13 protein-coding genes are annotated in these 17758 nt (G+C 64.0%); 4 read left to right on the top strand and 9 right to left on the bottom strand.

What is annotated here, in order from left to right:
* Both F3J10_RS18565 and F3J10_RS18560 read left to right on the top strand, forming a co-directional pair.
* Positions 1 to 2054 (top strand): TonB-dependent siderophore receptor (locus tag F3J10_RS18565; RefSeq protein WP_167242710.1); only part of this gene is annotated, 2054 nt, incomplete at its 5' end.
* A gap of 480 nt (positions 2055 to 2534) precedes the next feature.
* Entirely contained in the window at positions 2535 to 5159 is a 2625-nt protein-coding gene (locus F3J10_RS18560) for a GH92 family glycosyl hydrolase (RefSeq protein WP_167242709.1), read from the top strand.
* 115 nt (positions 5160 to 5274) lie between these two features.
* On the opposite strand, the gene F3J10_RS18555 is transcribed toward F3J10_RS18560, so the two are convergent.
* The 7 genes from F3J10_RS18555 to F3J10_RS18525 form a co-directional block, all read right to left on the bottom strand.
* A complete protein-coding gene (locus F3J10_RS18555) occupies positions 5275 to 6513 on the bottom strand; it encodes an MFS transporter (protein ID WP_167242708.1) in 1239 nt (412 codons plus the stop codon).
* 116 nt (positions 6514 to 6629) lie between these two features.
* A complete protein-coding gene (locus F3J10_RS18550) occupies positions 6630 to 7919 on the bottom strand; it encodes an ATP-grasp domain-containing protein (protein WP_167242707.1) in 1290 nt (429 codons plus the stop codon).
* 89 nt (positions 7920 to 8008) lie between these two features.
* Entirely contained in the window at positions 8009 to 8773 is a 765-nt protein-coding gene (locus F3J10_RS18545; RefSeq protein WP_167242706.1) for an SDR family oxidoreductase, read from the bottom strand.
* Complete coding sequence (locus tag F3J10_RS18540) at positions 8745 to 9656, bottom strand: DapH/DapD/GlmU-related protein (RefSeq protein WP_167242705.1); 912 nt, start codon at positions 9654 to 9656, stop codon at positions 8745 to 8747. The genes F3J10_RS18545 and F3J10_RS18540 overlap by 29 nt, the downstream gene beginning before the upstream one ends.
* Positions 9653 to 10639: a phytanoyl-CoA dioxygenase family protein gene (locus tag F3J10_RS18535; protein WP_167242704.1), complete on the bottom strand. Its 987-nt coding sequence runs from the start codon at positions 10637 to 10639 to the stop codon at positions 9653 to 9655. The genes F3J10_RS18540 and F3J10_RS18535 overlap by 4 nt, the downstream gene beginning before the upstream one ends.
* A gap of 24 nt (positions 10640 to 10663) precedes the next feature.
* The gene (locus tag F3J10_RS18530; RefSeq protein ID WP_167242703.1) at positions 10664 to 11830 is read right to left on the bottom strand and encodes an NAD/NADP octopine/nopaline dehydrogenase family protein; all 1167 of its coding nucleotides are present in this window, start codon (positions 11828 to 11830) and stop codon (positions 10664 to 10666) included.
* 119 nt (positions 11831 to 11949) lie between these two features.
* Positions 11950 to 12867, bottom strand: coding sequence for a TauD/TfdA family dioxygenase (locus F3J10_RS18525; protein WP_167242702.1), 918 nt, complete (start codon positions 12865 to 12867; stop codon positions 11950 to 11952).
* Between the two features lie 368 nt (positions 12868 to 13235).
* Here F3J10_RS18525 and F3J10_RS18520 point away from each other — a divergent pair, with 368 nt between their 5' ends.
* The gene (locus F3J10_RS18520) at positions 13236 to 14354 is read left to right on the top strand and encodes a LysR substrate-binding domain-containing protein (protein ID WP_167242701.1); all 1119 of its coding nucleotides are present in this window, start codon (positions 13236 to 13238) and stop codon (positions 14352 to 14354) included.
* 94 nt (positions 14355 to 14448) lie between these two features.
* Positions 14449 to 15705, top strand: a complete 1257-nt coding sequence (locus F3J10_RS18515; protein WP_167242700.1) for an MFS transporter — start codon at positions 14449 to 14451, stop codon at positions 15703 to 15705.
* Between the two features lie 68 nt (positions 15706 to 15773).
* On the opposite strand, the gene F3J10_RS18510 is transcribed toward F3J10_RS18515, so the two are convergent.
* Complete coding sequence (locus F3J10_RS18510) at positions 15774 to 16691, bottom strand: ABC transporter ATP-binding protein (RefSeq protein ID WP_025099959.1); 918 nt, start codon at positions 16689 to 16691, stop codon at positions 15774 to 15776.
* 65 nt (positions 16692 to 16756) lie between these two features.
* Positions 16757 to 17758: an ABC transporter permease gene (locus F3J10_RS18505; protein WP_051598324.1), complete on the bottom strand. Its 1002-nt coding sequence runs from the start codon at positions 17756 to 17758 to the stop codon at positions 16757 to 16759.

Here is a 17758-nt window from a genome sequence, read left to right as displayed (position 1 = left end):
CGAGCGGCGCCGCGCCGGCCACCGAAGCCGCGGCGGCCCACACGCTGCCGACCGTCAGCGTGCGCGGCGCGGCCGCCGCCGAGCCGACCGTCGGCTACCAGCCGCGCACCACCTCGGTCACCGGCTTCCCGAACCAGTCGGTGATGAAGGTGCCGCAGGCGGTGGCGGTGGTCAGCAGCACGGTGATCGAGGACCAGCACGCGCGCTCGCTCGACGACGTGCTCTCCAACGTCAGCGGCATCGTGCAGACCAATACGCTGGGCGGCACGCGCGACGCCTTCATCAAGCGCGGCTTCGGCAACAACGACGACGGCTCGATCCTGGTGGACGGCATGCGCTCGCCGGTGCTGCACAACTACCTGGCCGCGATCGACCGCGTCGAGGTGCTGAAGGGGCCGACCTCGCTGCTGTACGGCGTGCAGGAGCCGGGCGGCGTGATCAACCTGATCACGCGCAAGCCGGAGGACGAATACAGCGGCTCGATCTCGGCCTCGAAGACCAACCACGGCGGCGCCGGCGGCAGCTTCGACCTGACCGGCCCGATCGGCGGCGTGGGCCAGGTGGCGGGCGGCACGCTGGCCTTCCGCCTGACCGGCGAGGACAACACCAGCCAGTACTGGCGCACCTTCGGCCGCGAACGCGACTCGCTGATCGCGCCGGCGCTGTCCTGGCACGACGCGCGCACCTCGATCGAGATCCGCTACCAGTACGCCGACTACACCACGCCCTTCGATCGCGGCACGGTGCTGGTCAACGGCCAGCTCGACGATGCGCTGGCCTCGCGCCGCTACGAGGAAGCCTGGGCGCAGAGCAGCGGCATCCAGGAGATGTTCCAGGCCAAGGTCGAGCACCAGCTCAGCGACAACTGGCGCGTGCGCGCCGCCTACAGCTGGGGCCGCGATCGCTACGGCCAGTACATCACGCGCGCCACCGCCTTCAACAGCGCCACCGGCGCGGTCTCGCGCACCGCCGATGCCAACCTCGGCCGCAACGATTCGAACCAGATCGCCTCGATCGGCCTGCTCGGCAACCTGACGCTGGGCGGCATCCGCAACGATCTCTACTTCGGTACGGAGTACGAACGTCGCCGCGAATTCCGCGGCGACACGATCCGCGGGACCGCCACCAAGGGCTTCACGATCTTCGATCCGGTCTATGGCCTGCTGCCGCCGGGCGTGGTGCCGAGCGCCTCGCAGAGCGACAACCTGTCGAAGATCCACACCTACTCGTTCATGGCGCAGGACAACGTGCACCTGAGCGAGCGGCTCACCGCGGTGGCCGGGATCCGCCTGGAGAACTGGCAGCAGTTCGCGGGCCAGGGCCGCCCCTTCGTGGTGGCCGACGATTCGCACGGCCATGTCTGGCTGCCCACGCTGGGCCTGGTCTACGCGATCACGCCGGGCCTGTCGGCCTATGTGAACACCAGCCGCTCCTTCGTGCCGAACTCCTCGGTGGACGGCCTCGCGCCGCTGCCGCCCACCACCGGCCGCTCGGTGGAGACGGGCCTGAAGTTCGAGCTGAACCACAGCGTGACGGGCACGCTGGCGCTCTACCAGATCGACAAGCGCAACGTGGCGGTGACCGTCAACGGCGTCTCGCAGACGATCGGCGCGGCGCGCTCGCGCGGTGTCGAGCTCGACGTGGCCGGCCAGATCACGCGTCACTGGAGCGTGATCGGCAGCTACGCCTACACCGACGCGATCGACCGCCAGGCCAACGTGCCGCTGGTCAACGCGGCGCGCCATACCGGCAGCCTGTTCGCGGTCTACGACACCAGCATCGCCTCGCTGCCGGGCCAATGGCGCTTCGGCGCCGGCGCGCACTTCGTCGGCCGCCGCGCGGGCGATACCGCCAACAGCTTCACGCTGCCCGGTTATGCACTGGTGGATGCGTTCGCCGCCTACGAGACCAAGATCGGCAAGTTCCCGACCAAGGTCCAGCTCAACGTCAACAACCTGTTCAACAAGGTCTACTACCCGTCGAGCAACAGCAACCTGATCATCGCCGTGGGCGAGCCGCGCCTCGTCACGCTGACCACCACCGTGTCGTTCTGATCGCGCCGGGCCCGCCCGGGCCCGGCCACTGACTCCCCTCGCTCATCAATGCGGCATCGTTCAATGCCGCCCCTTTCCATTTACGATTCAATTTCCCCAGGCAATTTCCACCGTATTTCCGGAAATTAATTTCGACCGGCACGAAGCGGCATTTCCCGTCGATTCCGAAAACCGGGATATTGCATCGCATCATGATCGCGACGGGGTCGACTGCAGGAAGCCTTTCCCAGCAAGCGGCAGCGAAATTATTTCCATTTCCAATTCAATCGCGGGTCAGAATTACAGCTTATCCACCGCATCGATCGAGATTTTATAAACAGCCGTTTTGTTTACCTAAATTTCGAAAAAATCAGGGAATTTTCCAATTAGCCGCTAAAGCCGCTCCCGAGGCACACTCCACGTGATTCCAAAGAGCGCGAGCGTCACGCGTCGCATCGCGCCTCGACACGCACAAGAATCGATAACACCTGGAGGCAAAGCATGCGCAAGACCCTGACACTCGCGGCGGCGATAGGCATCGCCCTGCTCGCCGGCTGCAACGGCGACCTCGATTCCTCACCCGCCTCGGTGGCCAGCCAGAGCCGGCCGACCAGCATCGGCGGCCCGTCCGGCGAAGCCGGCGCCACCACGCCGGCCGGCAACGGCGCGCAGCAGGTCGCGCGCACCGACATCTCGGGCCTGACGAAATTCGTCAACGTCTTCATCGGCACCGGCGCGCCCGATGCTGGCGGCCTCTATCCCGGCAACCTGAACCCGGCCGCGCAGACACCGTTCGGCATGGTCAGCTTCGGCCCCGACACGCCGGGCAGCGGACAACCCTGGGGCAACGGCTCGGGCGGCTACTACTACCAGGACAAGACCATCAACTTCTTCAGCCTCACGCACCTGAACGGCCCCGGCTGTCGCGGCCAGGGCGCGGTGGCGATGATCCCGGGCGGCGGCACGCTGAACTTCTCGCACAGCGACGAAAGCGCCTCGCCCGGCTACTACCGCGTCAAGACCGGCAACGGCATCGTCAACGAATTCACCGCCACCACGCGCACCGGCATGGCGCGCCTCACCTTCCCGGCCGGCACCACGCCCAAGCTGGTGGTCAACGCACGGCTCAGCAACGGCATGAAGTCCGGCGTCTCGACCTCGCTCGTCAGCATCGCGGCGGACACGCAGGCCAATACCGTCTCGGGCCAGACCGTGGTGGGCGCGTTCTGCGGCGGCACCTGGTACAAGCCCGTGTATTTCTACATGGCCTTCGATGCGCCGCTCGACGCCAGGACCACCACCACCGCCAACGGCGTGACCACCGCCGGCTTCGCGGCGAAGCCGGGCAGCGCGACGGTGGTGCAGGTGAAGATCGGCATCTCCTCGGTCAGCGTCGCGAACGCCAAGCTGAACCTGCAGACGGAAAACCCGGGCTGGTCCTTCGACACGGTCAGGTCCGACCAGGATGCCGTCTGGAACCACCGGCTCAACACCATCCAGCTCGATCTCGCGCAAGGCGGCGCGATCGATGCGCTGGGCAGCAAGGCGAGCGCGGCGCGCAACTACGTCACGCAGTTCTACACGGCGCTCTATCACACCATGGCCGGGCCGACCGTCTACAGCGACGTGAACGGCGAATACCGCAGCATGCGCCAGGCCAATCTCAACGCGCCGGGCAACACGGCGCCGGCGCGCGACGTGGCCAACGTCGCGCAATATCCGGTGCCGGGCAATCCGAACGCCTATCGCACGCATTATTCGGGCTTCTCGCTGTGGGACACCTATCGCTCGGAAACGCAGTTGCAGGCGCTGCTGTTCCCCGCTGAAACCAGCGACATGATGCAGTCGCTGGTGGCCGACGCGAAGCAATGCGGGGCCTTCCCGCACTGGGTGGACGGCTCGGACGACACCAAGCCGATGGAAGGCGACCACGCGCCCAACGTGATCGCGGCCGCCTACGCCTTCGGCGCGCGCGGTTTCGATATCGGCACGGCGCGCGGCTACATGCTGCAATCGGCCTTCGGCACCGGCGGGCCCGGCAGCGCCTTCGTCGAGGGCGCCTGCAACAACATGGCGGCGGTGGACGACACGGTGGGCGTGAGCAGCATCGGCAGCTTCTACCAGAAGAACGGCTACGTCTCGACCAACGCGGCGGCCAGCCATCACGCCGGCTCGATGACGCTGGAGCTGACCGCCACCGACGAATCGGTCGCCAACTTCCTGGCCGCGCTGGGCCGCGCCGAGGACGCCAGCAGCGTGACCACCCTGCATGGCCGCGCGCGCAACTGGACCAACATCTTCAATGCCAGCATCCCGCCGAGCCAGAACTACAACGGCGGCGAAACCAGGGGACTGGTGCCGAAGGACGCCAGCGGCAACTGGGTCTACAGCGGCCTGGATAACGGCGGCTTCCACGAATCGACCGAACCCAACTACACCTGGACCATCGGCCACGACTACACGGAGCTGATCAATCGCCTGGGCGGCAAGCAGGCCGCCATCGACCGCCTGAACACCTTGTTCGGCCTGAGCCTGAGCGACCCGTTCAACGGCCCGCTGCCGAGCGCCGCCACGCTCAACAGCGGCCAGGACGGCACCACGCTCTACATCGGCAACGAGCCCTCGCTGCAGACGCCCTGGGCCTACAACTGGACCGGCAAGCCGCAGCTCACGCAGTTCGTGATCCCGCTGGTGATGAACAAGACCTTCTTCAACACGCCCGGCGGGCTGCCCGGCAACGACGACCTCGGCGCGACCTCGGGCTTCTATCTGTGGGCGAGCCTGGGCCTCTACCCGGTGGTGCCGTCGGCGCCGGGGCTGGCGATGTCCACGCCGCAGTTCAAGGGCATGACGGTCTGGCTCGACGACGGCCGCAAGAAGCTGCGCATCGAGGCCGACGACGAGGCGCTGGTCAACAACAAGCCCTACATCAAGTCGGTGGAGCTGAACGGCAAGACCTACCAGGGCTCGTGGCTGCCGATCGCGGCGATCGCCGACGGCGGCACGCTGCGCTACACGCTGTCGTCGACGCCGACCGACTGGGCCAGCGATGCGTCGCTGGCGCCGCCCTCGGGCCCGGCCGCCGACTACACCAAGGCGGTGGCGGTGGCGCAGCCAGCGCGCTGAGCGTCGATCGCCGCTCGGACATGAAACCGCGGACATCGCCTTGCCAAGGCTGGGGCATGGAGAGAGATCGGTTGCCCGTCACGGGTGGCGCAGGCAGCGGCCCGCGACGCGCCGATCACTTGCGTTGGCGACACAAGGCAGCCTGATCCGACGGCGACTTGGGGCGGACCAGCACGACCGCGGCGGCGAGACCGACCGAAGCCAGAGCGGCCACAGCCGAGGCGGACTCCAATCCGCCTCGCTCCGCGACGAAGCCGAGTACCGGCACGCACAGCAGGAGGGCCGCCTGCATGCTGCCGGTCCTCACCGGAACAAGCGTGCTGGCCGCCGAGGCATGGGCATCGGCGATCATCAGGCTGCTGACCGCCGTGTAGCAGACCTGAAACACGAACAGATAGGCGCCGTAGATCAGAAGGCATGCCGCGGGATCACGCACGAGCGGCGTCGCCATCATCAGGGCCGCAGAAATGACGTCGAGCGTCACGTAGGCACGTTGGTCGTATTTCTTCAGAACCGGCATCGCGAATGAGGTGAACCATGCCCCCACCGTCACGGAAACGGTATTCACCAGCACCACGATCGCAACGCCGTTGACACCGAGATGGAGGTAGTCGACAGCGAGCGGCGTGCGGGCCGCGTGATGATAGGCCTGCAGGGGCGCGGTGCTCAGCAGGAGAAACAACAAGGGCAGGCTCGGCGCGAGCAACCGGTACCCGTTGCTGCCCCTCCCGCCTGACGACGGCGATTGAAATCCCTCCACCCTGACGCCGGGCCGCCAAGTCAGGGCAAGGCAGGCGCCAGTCGCGGATGTGCACGCCGCCAACAAGCTGATGACAGGGAAATCGATGCGATCCAAGATCAGCAAGCCGAGCACGGCGGAAACCATCGAACCGGCCAGCCTGCTTGCCTCGACCGCACTGATTTCCCTGCGCACCGCGCCGGGCTCGGCCACGCACTTGATATACAGCGTCGCCGCGGTGTTCGAAAGCGCTCCGAAAAAACCACGCACGAACAACAGGCTCAGCGAAAGCGCGGTATGGGAATCGAATAACGCCGCAGCGATCCCCAGGACGCCGGCCGCTGCCAACTCGCAAAAGACATATAGCTGTCGAAGTGCGAATCTCGACAGGATCCACCGTGAACACGGAATCGTCAGCAAGGCTGGAAGCCAGACGGTCGCGAAGGCGACCGACGCAAGCGTTGCAGACCGATACTTGATGAAAAGCGCGGGCGACAGCGCCAACAACACAATGGCCTGTGCGAGCATGCCGACGGCCGATGCCAGATAGACATTGACGAGTCTGTTCATTGCATTCGATGAAAGTCCGAAACGTGGCGCGAGCCGGTATGCCATGCAGGGCGATCCGGTCCATCGAATTCCGGCGCGAATCGCTTGACACATTGGTCGGCCCCGCCGCTCACCTCAAGGAAGACGGCTGGGCTCGTCTTGCTGCACCGTCGCCGGTGTGGTCAGGTACCGGGGGCCGATCGGGTCACGGGAGCGGCGTCCAGCGTCTCGATGCCGATCGATCCGGCGAAATGGCGGGACATCTCCACGACGATCGCTTCCGCGCGACGGCCATCGTCCGCCGCTGCCTGCAAGCGCGCGAGCACCATTGGTGCGGCAATGGCCTGCCCCGGCACGACATAGCAATCGCAACGCGCCAGCGCGTCGCTCAGCGGGGCCGGCAACGCGGTGCTGAAATCGGGCGACACGACGCCGCCTTCGATCGTCTTCAGCGCGAACGAACTGACGGAGCGCGCCGGATCGATTTCCGGCACGGCGACGGGGTTGCCGAGCACCAGGTCGATCAGCATGTCGTGAATGAATGTACCGCTCAGGGAATCGTAGAGAAACGGCAGCATGCCGCCCATCAGACGCGCGTTCGCCTCGACCAGGACGGGACCGGCGGGCGTGACCATCATCTCCAGATGAAAGATCCCGAGATCAAGGCCGATGGCCTCGAGTACGCGCCGAGCATAGGCGAAGCAGGACTGTCGTTCGAGCGCCGATACACCAGCGGGAAGGAAACTGCCCAACTCGATGGCTTCGTTGTCGGCCGCCTGAATCCGGCCCGAGATCATGAATTCGTAGTATTCGTCCCGCCGACGTCCGATTTCCACGGAAACCAGCGTCCCTGACAGGTAGTCCTCGATCATGAAGCCGCGCTCGATGTATCCACGCAGCGATGCCGGCAAGCCCAGCCATTCACTCCTCATGTCGTCCGCGATCGACGCGAGATCGTCTTGCGAATCGACGACGCGAACCAGGCTGCTGAACACGCCGCTGATCGGCTTGATGACGAACGGGCGTGGCGTGGTCGCGGCCTGCTCCAGCATCGCCTCGAGACTCCCCACCCCCCGGCAACGTGCCGTCGCCAGGCCGGCCCGCTCCAAGGCCGCGCGTGTCTCGTTCTTGTGACGCGCGACATGCACCGCTTCGATCGGCGCGAACGGCACGCCGATCGAAGCAGCGGCAAGGGCGGCGGCCTCGATCGATCTTTCGAAGACACAGAAGATCGCCTCCACCGGATCCCGCTCATGGATGCACTCGACGATTCGCGCAATCTCCCTCGGATCGTGGCTGCCGCCCGTATCCGCAATCCTGTCGAGCGCGGCCAGGATGTCCCGCGCCTGCGCATCGGTGTGAAAGAAATCATCGTCGGAGCGCAGGAAAGTGATGCGGTGGCCGCGTTTCAATAATCGACCGAGCAAGCGGATGCCGGCGAAGTTGGAGTCGATGACGAGGCAATGGGCCATTTTCTTCGAGATCTCCGGGTTGAGCGCGGCGAGCGTATGGCACGAACACGGCCAGCCGCCAAGCTTGCATCTTTGTCGAGAATACCGAACTACTGGAACGTCGCGCTGCCGCCCGCCTCGATGGTCAATTCACGTATTCTCACCCGCGGGTTCGATGACACGAGCCAGGCAATCAGAGACGATATGTCCTGCGGCTGCAGCAAGTCTTCCGGCTTTTTTTCGCAACCGCCCGCCGTCGCCATCGGCGTGTTGATCCAGCCAGGGCAAATGGACGTCACGCGCAGGCCCGAATCGAGATACCTGGCGTAGACCGCATCGAAAAATCGGATGGCCGCCGCTTTCGACGCACCATAGATGCCTTTGTCCGAGAAGCCCACCAGGCCGGCTCGCGAGGCAATATTGATGATGTAGCCTCGGTTCGCGCTTTCCATCAGGGCGATGATGCCGCGCGCCAGCTGGATCGGCGCCAATGCGTTCAATGCCATCGCCTCGTCCAGTTCCGCATCGGTGAAGCGATCGGTGCTGGTACTGGTCATGCCCGCGGCGGAGATGAAGACTTCCGGCACCCCCACGGTCGTGATTCGAGCCAGCAGGCCTCGAATCGCCTCGCGGTCCTTCAGGTCGGCCGCCAGCGCGATGCAGGGCATGGCGCGCGGCGTGGCCTCGATCTCGCCGACAAGCGCGGCAAGCCTGTCCGGGTCGCGACCCACCACGATCGTCGTATAACCGATATCGGCGAGCGCCTTGGCGCAGCTACGCCCCACCCCGCCGCTCGCGCCAGTGATCAATGCCAGGCGCGGCGGACAGACCGGTGCCGGCGACGATTCATTCGTCGTTGGTATGGAGGACATCATTGATCCCTCCCCATCCGCCCTTGCCGGTCGGAAGCGCCTCCACCACGCCGGTCTGGCTGTTGCGCCTGAACAGCAAGGCATCGCGGCCGGACAGATTGCGCGCATAGTCAACCGTGCCGTCAGGCAGCCGCACCTTCGTGCCGGCCGTGACGTACAGTCCGGCCTCCACGATGCAGTTATCTCCCAGGGAGATGCCGATACCGGCGTTCGCGCCCAGCAGCGAGCCGCGGCCGATGGCATTGGTTCGCTTCCCGCCGCCGGAAAGGGTGCCCATGATCGACGAGCCCGCGCCCACATCGCTGCCCTCGCCGACCGTCACGCCCGGCGTCACCCGTCCCTCGATCATCGATTTGCCGAGCGTGCCGGCATTGAAATTGACGAAACCCTCGTGCATCACGGTGGTGCCTTCGGCCAGATGCGCGCCGAGGCGAACGCGATCGGCGTCGCCGATGCGCACCCCCATCGGGATGACGTAGTCCACCATGCGAGGGAACTTGTCCACCGACAACACGATCAGGTAATGGTATTCGGCCGCCACCAGGCTGCGCAGTTTAGCGACCCACTGCGGGAACACCGGCCCCGACGTGGTCCATGCCACGATGGGTAGCTTTTCGAAGAGACCGTCGAGCCGCATGCTGTTGGGCTTCATCACACCGGCCGACAGCAGATGCAAACGCAGATAGGCATCCTCGGTACTCTGAATCGCGTCGTTCACGACATCGACCTCGATCTCGAACGACTCGTTTCGAACCAGCCCGTATTTCTGCGCCAGACATCCACGCCGCGCGTCTTCGTCATCAGGGTAGTCGGCATCGATGGTCTTGCCGCTCGCAACATCGACATATCGCTGGCCGCGCCTTTTGATGATTGCCTCACCGCTCATGCTGTTTTCTCCGCTGGTTCAGGTACGTTGATGACGGTCGCACCGGTCAGATCGAAACGCTCGCCTTCGCTGAGCCCTCGCGTCATCCGCTCCACCAGACGCGCGTCGTCGCCACCGGCCTTGGAGGCGTTGGTTGCAGCGAATCGCGCATCCGCCTCAATGAAGCGCAACACAAATGCCCGGCGGGTCGCCATCGACCCCGGCAGCAATGCATTGCTGCGGTGGAACACATTTTTGTCGAAGAGGATGGCATCGCCAGGCGCGAGCGAGAAGGATAGGCCTTCGCTGTCGAACAGGTTTCTCGCGAATCCCGAGATATAGATGGAATCGCTGAACAAATGCGGGAACTTGCTCTGTATATACGGAAAGAGCTTCTTGAATTTCTTTTGCTCGTCATTCCGGTACTTGGGGCCGAGCAGCGTTTTGTACAAGGCGGGAATCTTGTAGCGCCCCTCGACCAACGAGCGGGTGACGGTGGCCTGGAGATTGAAGAACTCGCTGCCGGAAAACGACGACGTGGACAGCAGCGTCAGTCCGCCATCCTGGACGTCAGGATCGATCGGATCCAGGGTGATCCAGATGGAGAAGGCTCGATCCCTCGGAAAGATATATTTGAAACTGGTGATGTCGAGGTGCCAGTCGAAGCCCCCCAGCTCCGCATCCGTCTCGAAGATGACGCCGTCGGTAAACACGCTGTCGCGATACCCGAGCGATCCGATCAGGGCGGCAAAGGCGCGCTGACCGAGCAAGCCGTTGATGGCGGGGTCGTCGATAGCGGTATTGTAGGTGTTCTTCTTGATCGTATCGAAAGTGGTGCCGTTTGCCGTGCCCGCAATCACGCGCTTCAGGTGCTCGATCATCTCGCTTGAAATCAGGTTCCTGATCGCACAGAACCCATGCTGCCTGAAAAAGGCGCCATCGGCTTCAGGGGCAGGTTCATGGGATTCGGCTCGATCCCCGAGATAGGCATTTTCCAGTGACATGCGCGCCTCCAGTTGAATATCCGCTCAGGCCGTCAACAGCTCGACAAGCTCGCGTTTGGAGAAGTCGAGCCTGTCGAGCTGGTGTCTGTAGCCGCTGAAGGACTCGATGTCCAGGTTCAAGGCCCGCACTTTCCGGACGATGTCCGCCGCATGTCTGCGCGTCGCCGGCAAGTCGATATCGGCTTTGCTCGCCAGCCATTCGATCGTGAGCAGTGCCGGGATATCTTCCTGCAACACGCGCCCCTCCTTGAGATCGACGATCGATTCCGCCGACCGGGAACGATAGATCGACTTGGTATCCTGCATCGTTTCGAGGAAACTCTGTCGTGCCTTCAGGCCGTATTGCTCCTCGAGCATCGAGGTGAACAGCCGGGTCCTGGCGCCATACTGGCCCGCCAATGCCACCCTCTCCTGGTCGAGTTCGCCCAGCCTTTGCGCGTTGCCGGCGTGCACGCCTTCGCCGTAGTGCAGGTACTGCAGCCCCTGTTCGGTCTTTTCCAGGTTGCGATCGTCCAGCGCGACACCGAGATGAATGATGTACCCCAATGGATCGAACTGCAGATCGAGAGCGCGAACCACGTCGAAGCGGTGCCAATCCGCTCCGACCGTCGGCCCGGTGAACGCTCGTCTGAGCAGGGCCAGCGCCTCCTCGGAACGATTGCCCGCCAGGGCGACGTTGGTTTTCTTCTTTCTCTTGAATTCGATCTTGTCCAGGATGTAACGCGTCCCGTAGAAACTATCCTCGACCAGCACCATCGAGGCGTGACGCAGATTCCGGTCCGACCGATGGCGGGACAGCAGCGAAATCAGTCCGCCTTGCCCGCCCCGCACGAACACGAGATTGAGGGGCAGGCCGCCGGCGTTGCGACCCAGCCACTCGAACACCTGTTCTCGCAGCGGCAGGATGTCGGGCACCGTAACGATCACCAATGCGGCACCATCCAGCAGCGCGGCAGCGTGGTCGTCGCTCGCATGAACCTGCTCGGCGGGAAAATCGCTGGACTCCCGTTCGCCGGATATGATGTTTTCGAGGCGAATCCGGTGCGAGTCGTTCCGGTGGAAAAACGGATGATTGCTTCCACGCAGTAACACGAGGTGCGGGGTGAACTGCGTTTCGGCGCGGCGCCGATGGAGATCCACGGCCAGAGTCAAACCCACATGCCCGCCGCCAACGATAACGATCTTGTCCATGCTGATTGCCGTCCTTGCTCTGCAGTTGAAAAACGGATGAGAAAAGGAAGTCGCGCCATGCCCCTGGATCCCGGCCTCGCGTCGTGGGTCGGCCGCGAGAGGCCGCCACGGACGCCCCGTCACAGCCGAAGCGAAATCATGGTGTTGCCGTGCTGATGTCTCGCCATGTCCCGAGTGATGACGTACGAGCGGAACAGGAGCCGATCGAAGTCTTGGTCTTCGAAGAGATCACGGCCGTGCAGGGCATAGTCATTGGGGATCAGGAGCGCCTCGCCCTTGCGGATGACATGGCCGTTTTTTCGCCCCGCGACCAGCGCAAGCTCCGTGACTCGCTTCAATGCGGCCTCTGCTTCGCGAGAGGTGTCTTCGTCGAGCCCTGCAATCGGGCGAATATTGTCGAAGCTCATGCGAATCCGCAGTCGGTCCGCCGGATCACGGTCAAGGATGCTGATCCGTCTGATTTGCTCGCAGGGCCACCGCAATTTGCCGCCGGCTCGTATTTCATAGATGTCGCGATGCAGTAAGCCCAATTCCCGCTCCGTCAGCGAAGCCGCGATTTCCGTGGCCTCGGCCAGCAGGGTTTTGGGAACCTTGCCCTCGGCGGTGTGAGCGACCAGTGCCAGCGCCACCGGCCGGCAACGGTCGGACGCAAAGGTGAGGTCGTTGTGCATCGTCAGCAACTCCAGCCCACTGCTGGACTCGTGCGATAGCGAGGTCGGACGGATGTCCGTGATGTAACTCTGGTTGTACTCGGAATATCCGGCGCATTTCCCGATTGCCTCCCCAATCGCAAGAACCAGGATTTTTGAATCCTCGACGTCGGAGAAGGCGGGAAGGTTCGTGATCAGCAGCGGCCGCGGCGTATCCCAGAAAATATCGCCCAATCGAACCGGGAACTCATTTTCGTATACCGCCAACCGCGCCAAATAGCGGCTTTGTATTTGTCCCGGACAGTCCCGGCGCACCTTGAGAACCAACGACTTCAATTCATCGGACTGGGGATTCGAAAGATGGATCGTTTTCAAGACTTCGCTCATTTGAGTGCCTCGGTTTTGAAGGCGACATCGCAGGTCGACCTCGTCCGATCAGAATGGATTGCGCGATGTCAGCCGGTTCAGCGCGACCGGACGCACGGCGAGCTGCCAGCCGACGAGTGGACCGCGTCAGTGCCTTGCATGCCGATGTCGAGTCACCCCGGACACGGCGAATCAGAAAACAAGGGCGCAAATCCGATATGTCGGCGGTTCGTATTCGAGGGTTTGGCTCAGGGGATACCTGGAAGTGATGTGAATGCCATGATCGAATCGCCTCGTCATGCGGCCATTATGGAATCCGCATATTCAAATATGCGAGATAGATTGCATTTCTCTTTCAGCGCTGCTGATTCGCGCACAAATTCATGCTAATGGCGTTGATGCTGGCGGGAAAGCGAAAAATACGCTACCTTGGTGGCGCGTTTAAGTATCCATGTCGATTCGTCGACAATGAGATCACCGCTGAAACAGCAAGCTTTAATCCATGCCGGCCAGACCAAAAACAGCCTTGTCGCTATCGCATCAGAATTGTCAATCCATCGACCACCACGGGTGATTCGACCGATATGAGACTGCCTTCCTTGCGAAATCTTCAGGTATTCGAAACAGCTGCCAGGCATCAGAGCTTTCGCGAGGCCGCCGATGCGTTGTTTCTGACGCACGGCGCCGTCGGCAAGCAGATCAAGGCGCTCGAAACCGAGTTGGGGGTGGAACTCTTTGCCCGTATAGGGCGACGTGTCGTATTGACCAGTCATGGGCGGCGCCTGCTGATTGCGATGTCCGAGGCGCTCGAGCGGATCAGCGAAACGGTCGGCGAGTTGCAACAGGAGTCACGGCATCCGGCAGACCGCCTGCCGGTAACCGTCGTGCCGTCGTTCGCGACGCGCTGGCTATTGCCAAGGCTGGCGGATTTTCACGAGCGTCATCCCGAAGTCACCGTGGAATTGGTCCCGACCGTGGCGACGCTCGATCTGTCGGCCAAGCATATCCCGCTCGGCATCAGGATGGGACAGGGAAGCTGGAGCGGCCTGGAAGCGGAGCGTCTGACGACCGAGGAGCTGTTTCCCGTCGCCGCGCCAGACGGCATCGAGGGCTTCGCTAGCTTGCCCGGCTCCGTCCGCGACATGCTCCGCTATCCGCTTCTGAATCCCTACGACGAGTGGGAGCGATGGTTCAAACGTGCCGGCATCAAGACGCCGGTGAGCGCGCGAGGTCCAACCTATCAGGACGCCTCGCAGCTGCTCCGGGCGGCCGAGGAGCGCAAGGGCGTAGCGCTTGGCAGGAGATGGCTGGCCATGGACGCGATTCGGGAAGGACGGCTGGTACGTTTGCAGGGACCGGCCATGCCAACGGCCCATGCCTATTTCCTGGTGCGTCCCAAGGCACATCCGTTCCCGGCCGCGGCCCAGGCTTTCGTCGCCTGGATCAGGCATCAGATACTGCAGTGTCAGATCGATTTCCCCGAGTCCGGATCCTCATCGAGCAGTTGACGCCCTCCCCAAGACGCCTTGCCTCGAGTTCTGGGTTGCGCCAGGCGACGAGGCAAGCGCAGTTGCATTGGCGCGACCAACCTGGACAGAAGTCATGAAAGCATTCGCATGGTTGCAAATGTTGTCGTTAAGGGAACGACGCGCGCTGTATGCCGGATTCGGCGGCTATGCGGTCGACGCATTCGACTTCATGATCTACCCGTTCCTGATTCCAACATTGATTTCAAGCTTGGGCATGTCGCAAGGCGAGGCCGGGATGATCGCGACCGGCTCCCTCGTCTCCTCCGCGCTGGGCGGCTGGTTGGCTGGCATACTCGCCGACCGCTACGGTCGCGTGTTCATCCTGCAATGGACCATCGCCACGTTCGCGGTATTCACCTGTCTTTCCGGATTCGCGCAGTCGTTCTGGCAGCTTCTCGCCACGCGCACGCTACAAGGCTTGGGTTTCGGCGGGGAATGGTCGGTCGTGACGATCATGATGGCGGAAACCATCCGAATTCCCGAGCTTCGGGCGCGCGCGGTCGGTACGGTGCAGAGCAGCTGGTCGCTCGGCTGGGCCGCCGCCGCCGTGGTGTATTGGGCATCGTTTACGCTGCTGCCGGAATCGCTGGCATGGCGCGCATGCTTCGGCGTCGGCATCATTCCCGCGCTATGGATCGTCTATATTCGCCGCCATGTCGCCGAGCCCGACATCTACCTGGAGACGCGGCGCAAGACGCCGCCGGGCATGCATTTCGCGCGGATCTTCAGTCGCGCGCAGTTGCCCAGGACGATTCTAGGCAGCCTGCTGTGCAGCGGCATGCTGGGGGGCTATTTCGCGATCACCATGTGGTTGCCGACGTACCTGAAGACCTTTCGGCAGCTCTCTGTCTTCAATACCGGGGGCTACCTGATCGTGCTGATCGTGGGCTCGTTCGTCGGCTATCTTGTCGGTGCCTCGCTGTCCGACCGGATCGGGCGGCGCGCCTCGTTCATCGCGTTCGCGCTGGGTTCGTTCGCCCTGGCGATGACATACACGATGCTGCCCGTGACCAACACCATGATGCTCTTGCTCGGTTTCCCGCTGGGCATCGCCATGCAGGGGATCTTCGCAGGCATCGGCGCATACCTTTCGGAACTCTACCCGGGAGCCATTCGTGGTTCCGGACAGGGCTTCTGCTATAACTTCGGTCGCGGCACGGGTTCGCTGTTTCCCGTCGCGGTGGGAATGCTGTCGAGGCATCTTTCCCTCGTCAACGCCATCGGGCTGGTGGCCGGAAGCGCGTATTTGCTGGTGATCGTCTCCGCCCTGCTGCTGCCGGAAACCCGCGGCAAATCCTTCGCGGATCCGGAACCGCTCACGCCCGAGTGATATGCGTCCCGGCGGCTTGCCGGGACGACAGCAGCGCTCGAACCGCTCGTTCGATGCTCATTCCACGCTCATTCGACGTTATCGGCCACGTCGGTCAGCCGGATCAGATGCGGCCGGACCTCGTCCTCGGCCGCCGCCTCGCCGGCCGGCTCGGGCGGATGGATCAGCGCCTCGAGCCGCGCCTTGGTGGCGAGGAACTCCGGCGTATTCATCTGCCCCGCGCCGCGCGGGCGCGGCACCGGCACCTCGATCAGCTCCTGCACCGCGCCCGGATTCGCCTTGAGCACCAGGATCCGGTCCGCCAGCAGGATCGCCTCGTCCAGATCGTGGGTGATGAACAGGATCGTGATGTCGATGTTGCGCCAGATGTCGAGCAGGTGCGACTGCATCTTCGCGCGCGTCTGCGCATCCAGCGCGCCGAAGGGCTCGTCCATCAGCAGGATGCGCGGCCGGTTCGCCAGCGCCCGCGCGATCGCCACGCGCTGCTTCATGCCGCCCGAGAGCTGGTGCGGATAAACCTCCGCGAACTTGGTCAGTCCCACCAGGTCGAGCCATTGCAGCGCCTCGCGCTCGGCCTCGCCGCGGCTGCTGCCGTTCATGCGCAGTCCGAACATCACGTTGCGCTTCACGCTCAGCCAGGGAAACAGCGTATAGCCCTGGAACACCATGCCGCGATCCGCGCCGGGGCCGTGCACCGGCTTGCCGTCGAGCAGCACCTCGCCGCTGGTCTGGGTGTCGAGCCCGGCCAGGATCCGGATCAGGGTGGACTTGCCGCAGCCCGACGGCCCGATCACGCAGACGAACTCGCGCCGGTGCGTGCGAAAGCGGATGCCGTCGAGCGCAACGCATTCGCCCTGCGGGCTGCGGTAGCGCTTGCCGAGGTCCTTGACCTCGAGGATCACCTCGCGCGCCTTGAGCTTGTCGAAACGCTCGCGCACGGCATCGGACTGGATCAGGTAGGACGGAACGGCTTGGGGGTTCTGCATGGTCGCCTCGGCATCTGGCAGGGTCGGTCGGTCGATCGGGTTCATCGGCAAGGCACGCGCTCGCCTCAGGCGCGCTGCGCGCGGTCCCACGGAAACAGCTTGCGGCCCAGCAGCCCGAGCACGATGTCGGTGCCCAGGCCGATGATCCCGATCATCAGGATCGCCGCGTAGACGTTGTCGAAATGCTGGTAGCGCGCCTGCTGGCTGATGTACCAGGTGATGCCCGAGCTGGTGCCCACCAGCTCCGCGACGATCAGGTAGGTCCAGGCCCAGCCCAGCAGGATGCGCTGGTCGCGATAGAGGTCGGGCAGGATGCCGGGGATCGCCACGTGCGCGACCAGCCCCGGCTTCTTCGCGCCCAGCGTCATGGCCGCCTCGAACAGCGCGTAGTCGAGCTTGCGCGTGGTGTTGGCCACGATCAGCACCTGCTGGAAGAAGGTGCCGATCACGATGATGGCGATCTTCGGCGCGTCGTAGATGCCGAGCACGGCCACCATCAGCGCGCCGAAGGCCGGCGCGGGCAGGTAGCGGAAGAACTCGAGGAAGGGCTCGTTCAGGCGCGCCACCGCGCCGAACACGCCGCACAGGATGCCGATCGGCACGCCCAGCGCCGAGGAGATCACGAAGCCCCAGAAGATCACCTGGATGCTGTGCCAGAGGCTCTGGTGCAGCCACACGCCCTCGCGCGAGGCCGGCGGCGTGGTGAAGGCCGTGTAGAAGGCGCGCAGCACCTCGTGCGGCGCCGGCAGGTAGACCGGGTTCGCGCGGGTGCCGGCCGGCAGCGCGGCATGGGCCTCGCGCGCGTGGGCGAGTTCGTCGTCGAACACGGCGCGATCGACGCGCATGCCGGGCTGGAAATAATCGACGCTGCCGGGGTTGGTGATCAGCATCTGCGGATGCCAGACGAAGGGCAGGTAGCTGATCACGCACCACACCAGCAGCGGCAGCAGGAAGGAGCCCAGGCCCAGCGTCCAGCGGGCGCGGGGGGACAGCTCGCGACGCACCGAGAGCCAGTCGGTGCGAGGGGCGCGATTGCTGCGGTCGGTACGTCGGGGGACGGTGTTCAT

Source organism: Burkholderia sp. Cy-637 (assembly GCF_011753175.1).
GTDB lineage: Bacteria > Pseudomonadota > Gammaproteobacteria > Burkholderiales > Burkholderiaceae > Burkholderia > Burkholderia gladioli.
This window is presented reverse-complemented; position numbering and strand designations above follow the sequence as displayed.

Coding starts and splice junctions, on each gene's coding strand:
- F3J10_RS18560 (WP_167242709.1), top strand. CDS start 2,535: ATGCGCAAGACCCTGACACTCGCGGCGGCGATAGGCATCGCCCTGCTC.
- F3J10_RS18555 (WP_167242708.1), bottom strand. CDS start 6,513: ATGGCATACCGGCTCGCGCCACGTTTCGGACTTTCATCGAATGCAATG.
- F3J10_RS18550 (WP_167242707.1), bottom strand. CDS start 7,919: ATGGCCCATTGCCTCGTCATCGACTCCAACTTCGCCGGCATCCGCTTG.
- F3J10_RS18545 (WP_167242706.1), bottom strand. CDS start 8,773: ATGATGTCCTCCATACCAACGACGAATGAATCGTCGCCGGCACCGGTC.
- F3J10_RS18540 (WP_167242705.1), bottom strand. CDS start 9,656: ATGAGCGGTGAGGCAATCATCAAAAGGCGCGGCCAGCGATATGTCGAT.
- F3J10_RS18535 (WP_167242704.1), bottom strand. CDS start 10,639: ATGTCACTGGAAAATGCCTATCTCGGGGATCGAGCCGAATCCCATGAA.
- F3J10_RS18530 (WP_167242703.1), bottom strand. CDS start 11,830: ATGGACAAGATCGTTATCGTTGGCGGCGGGCATGTGGGTTTGACTCTG.
- F3J10_RS18525 (WP_167242702.1), bottom strand. CDS start 12,867: ATGAGCGAAGTCTTGAAAACGATCCATCTTTCGAATCCCCAGTCCGAT.
- F3J10_RS18520 (WP_167242701.1), top strand. CDS start 13,236: ATGGCGTTGATGCTGGCGGGAAAGCGAAAAATACGCTACCTTGGTGGC.
- F3J10_RS18515 (WP_167242700.1), top strand. CDS start 14,449: ATGAAAGCATTCGCATGGTTGCAAATGTTGTCGTTAAGGGAACGACGC.
- F3J10_RS18510 (WP_025099959.1), bottom strand. CDS start 16,691: ATGCAGAACCCCCAAGCCGTTCCGTCCTACCTGATCCAGTCCGATGCC.
- F3J10_RS18505 (WP_051598324.1), bottom strand. CDS start 17,758: ATGAACACCGTCCCCCGACGTACCGACCGCAGCAATCGCGCCCCTCGC.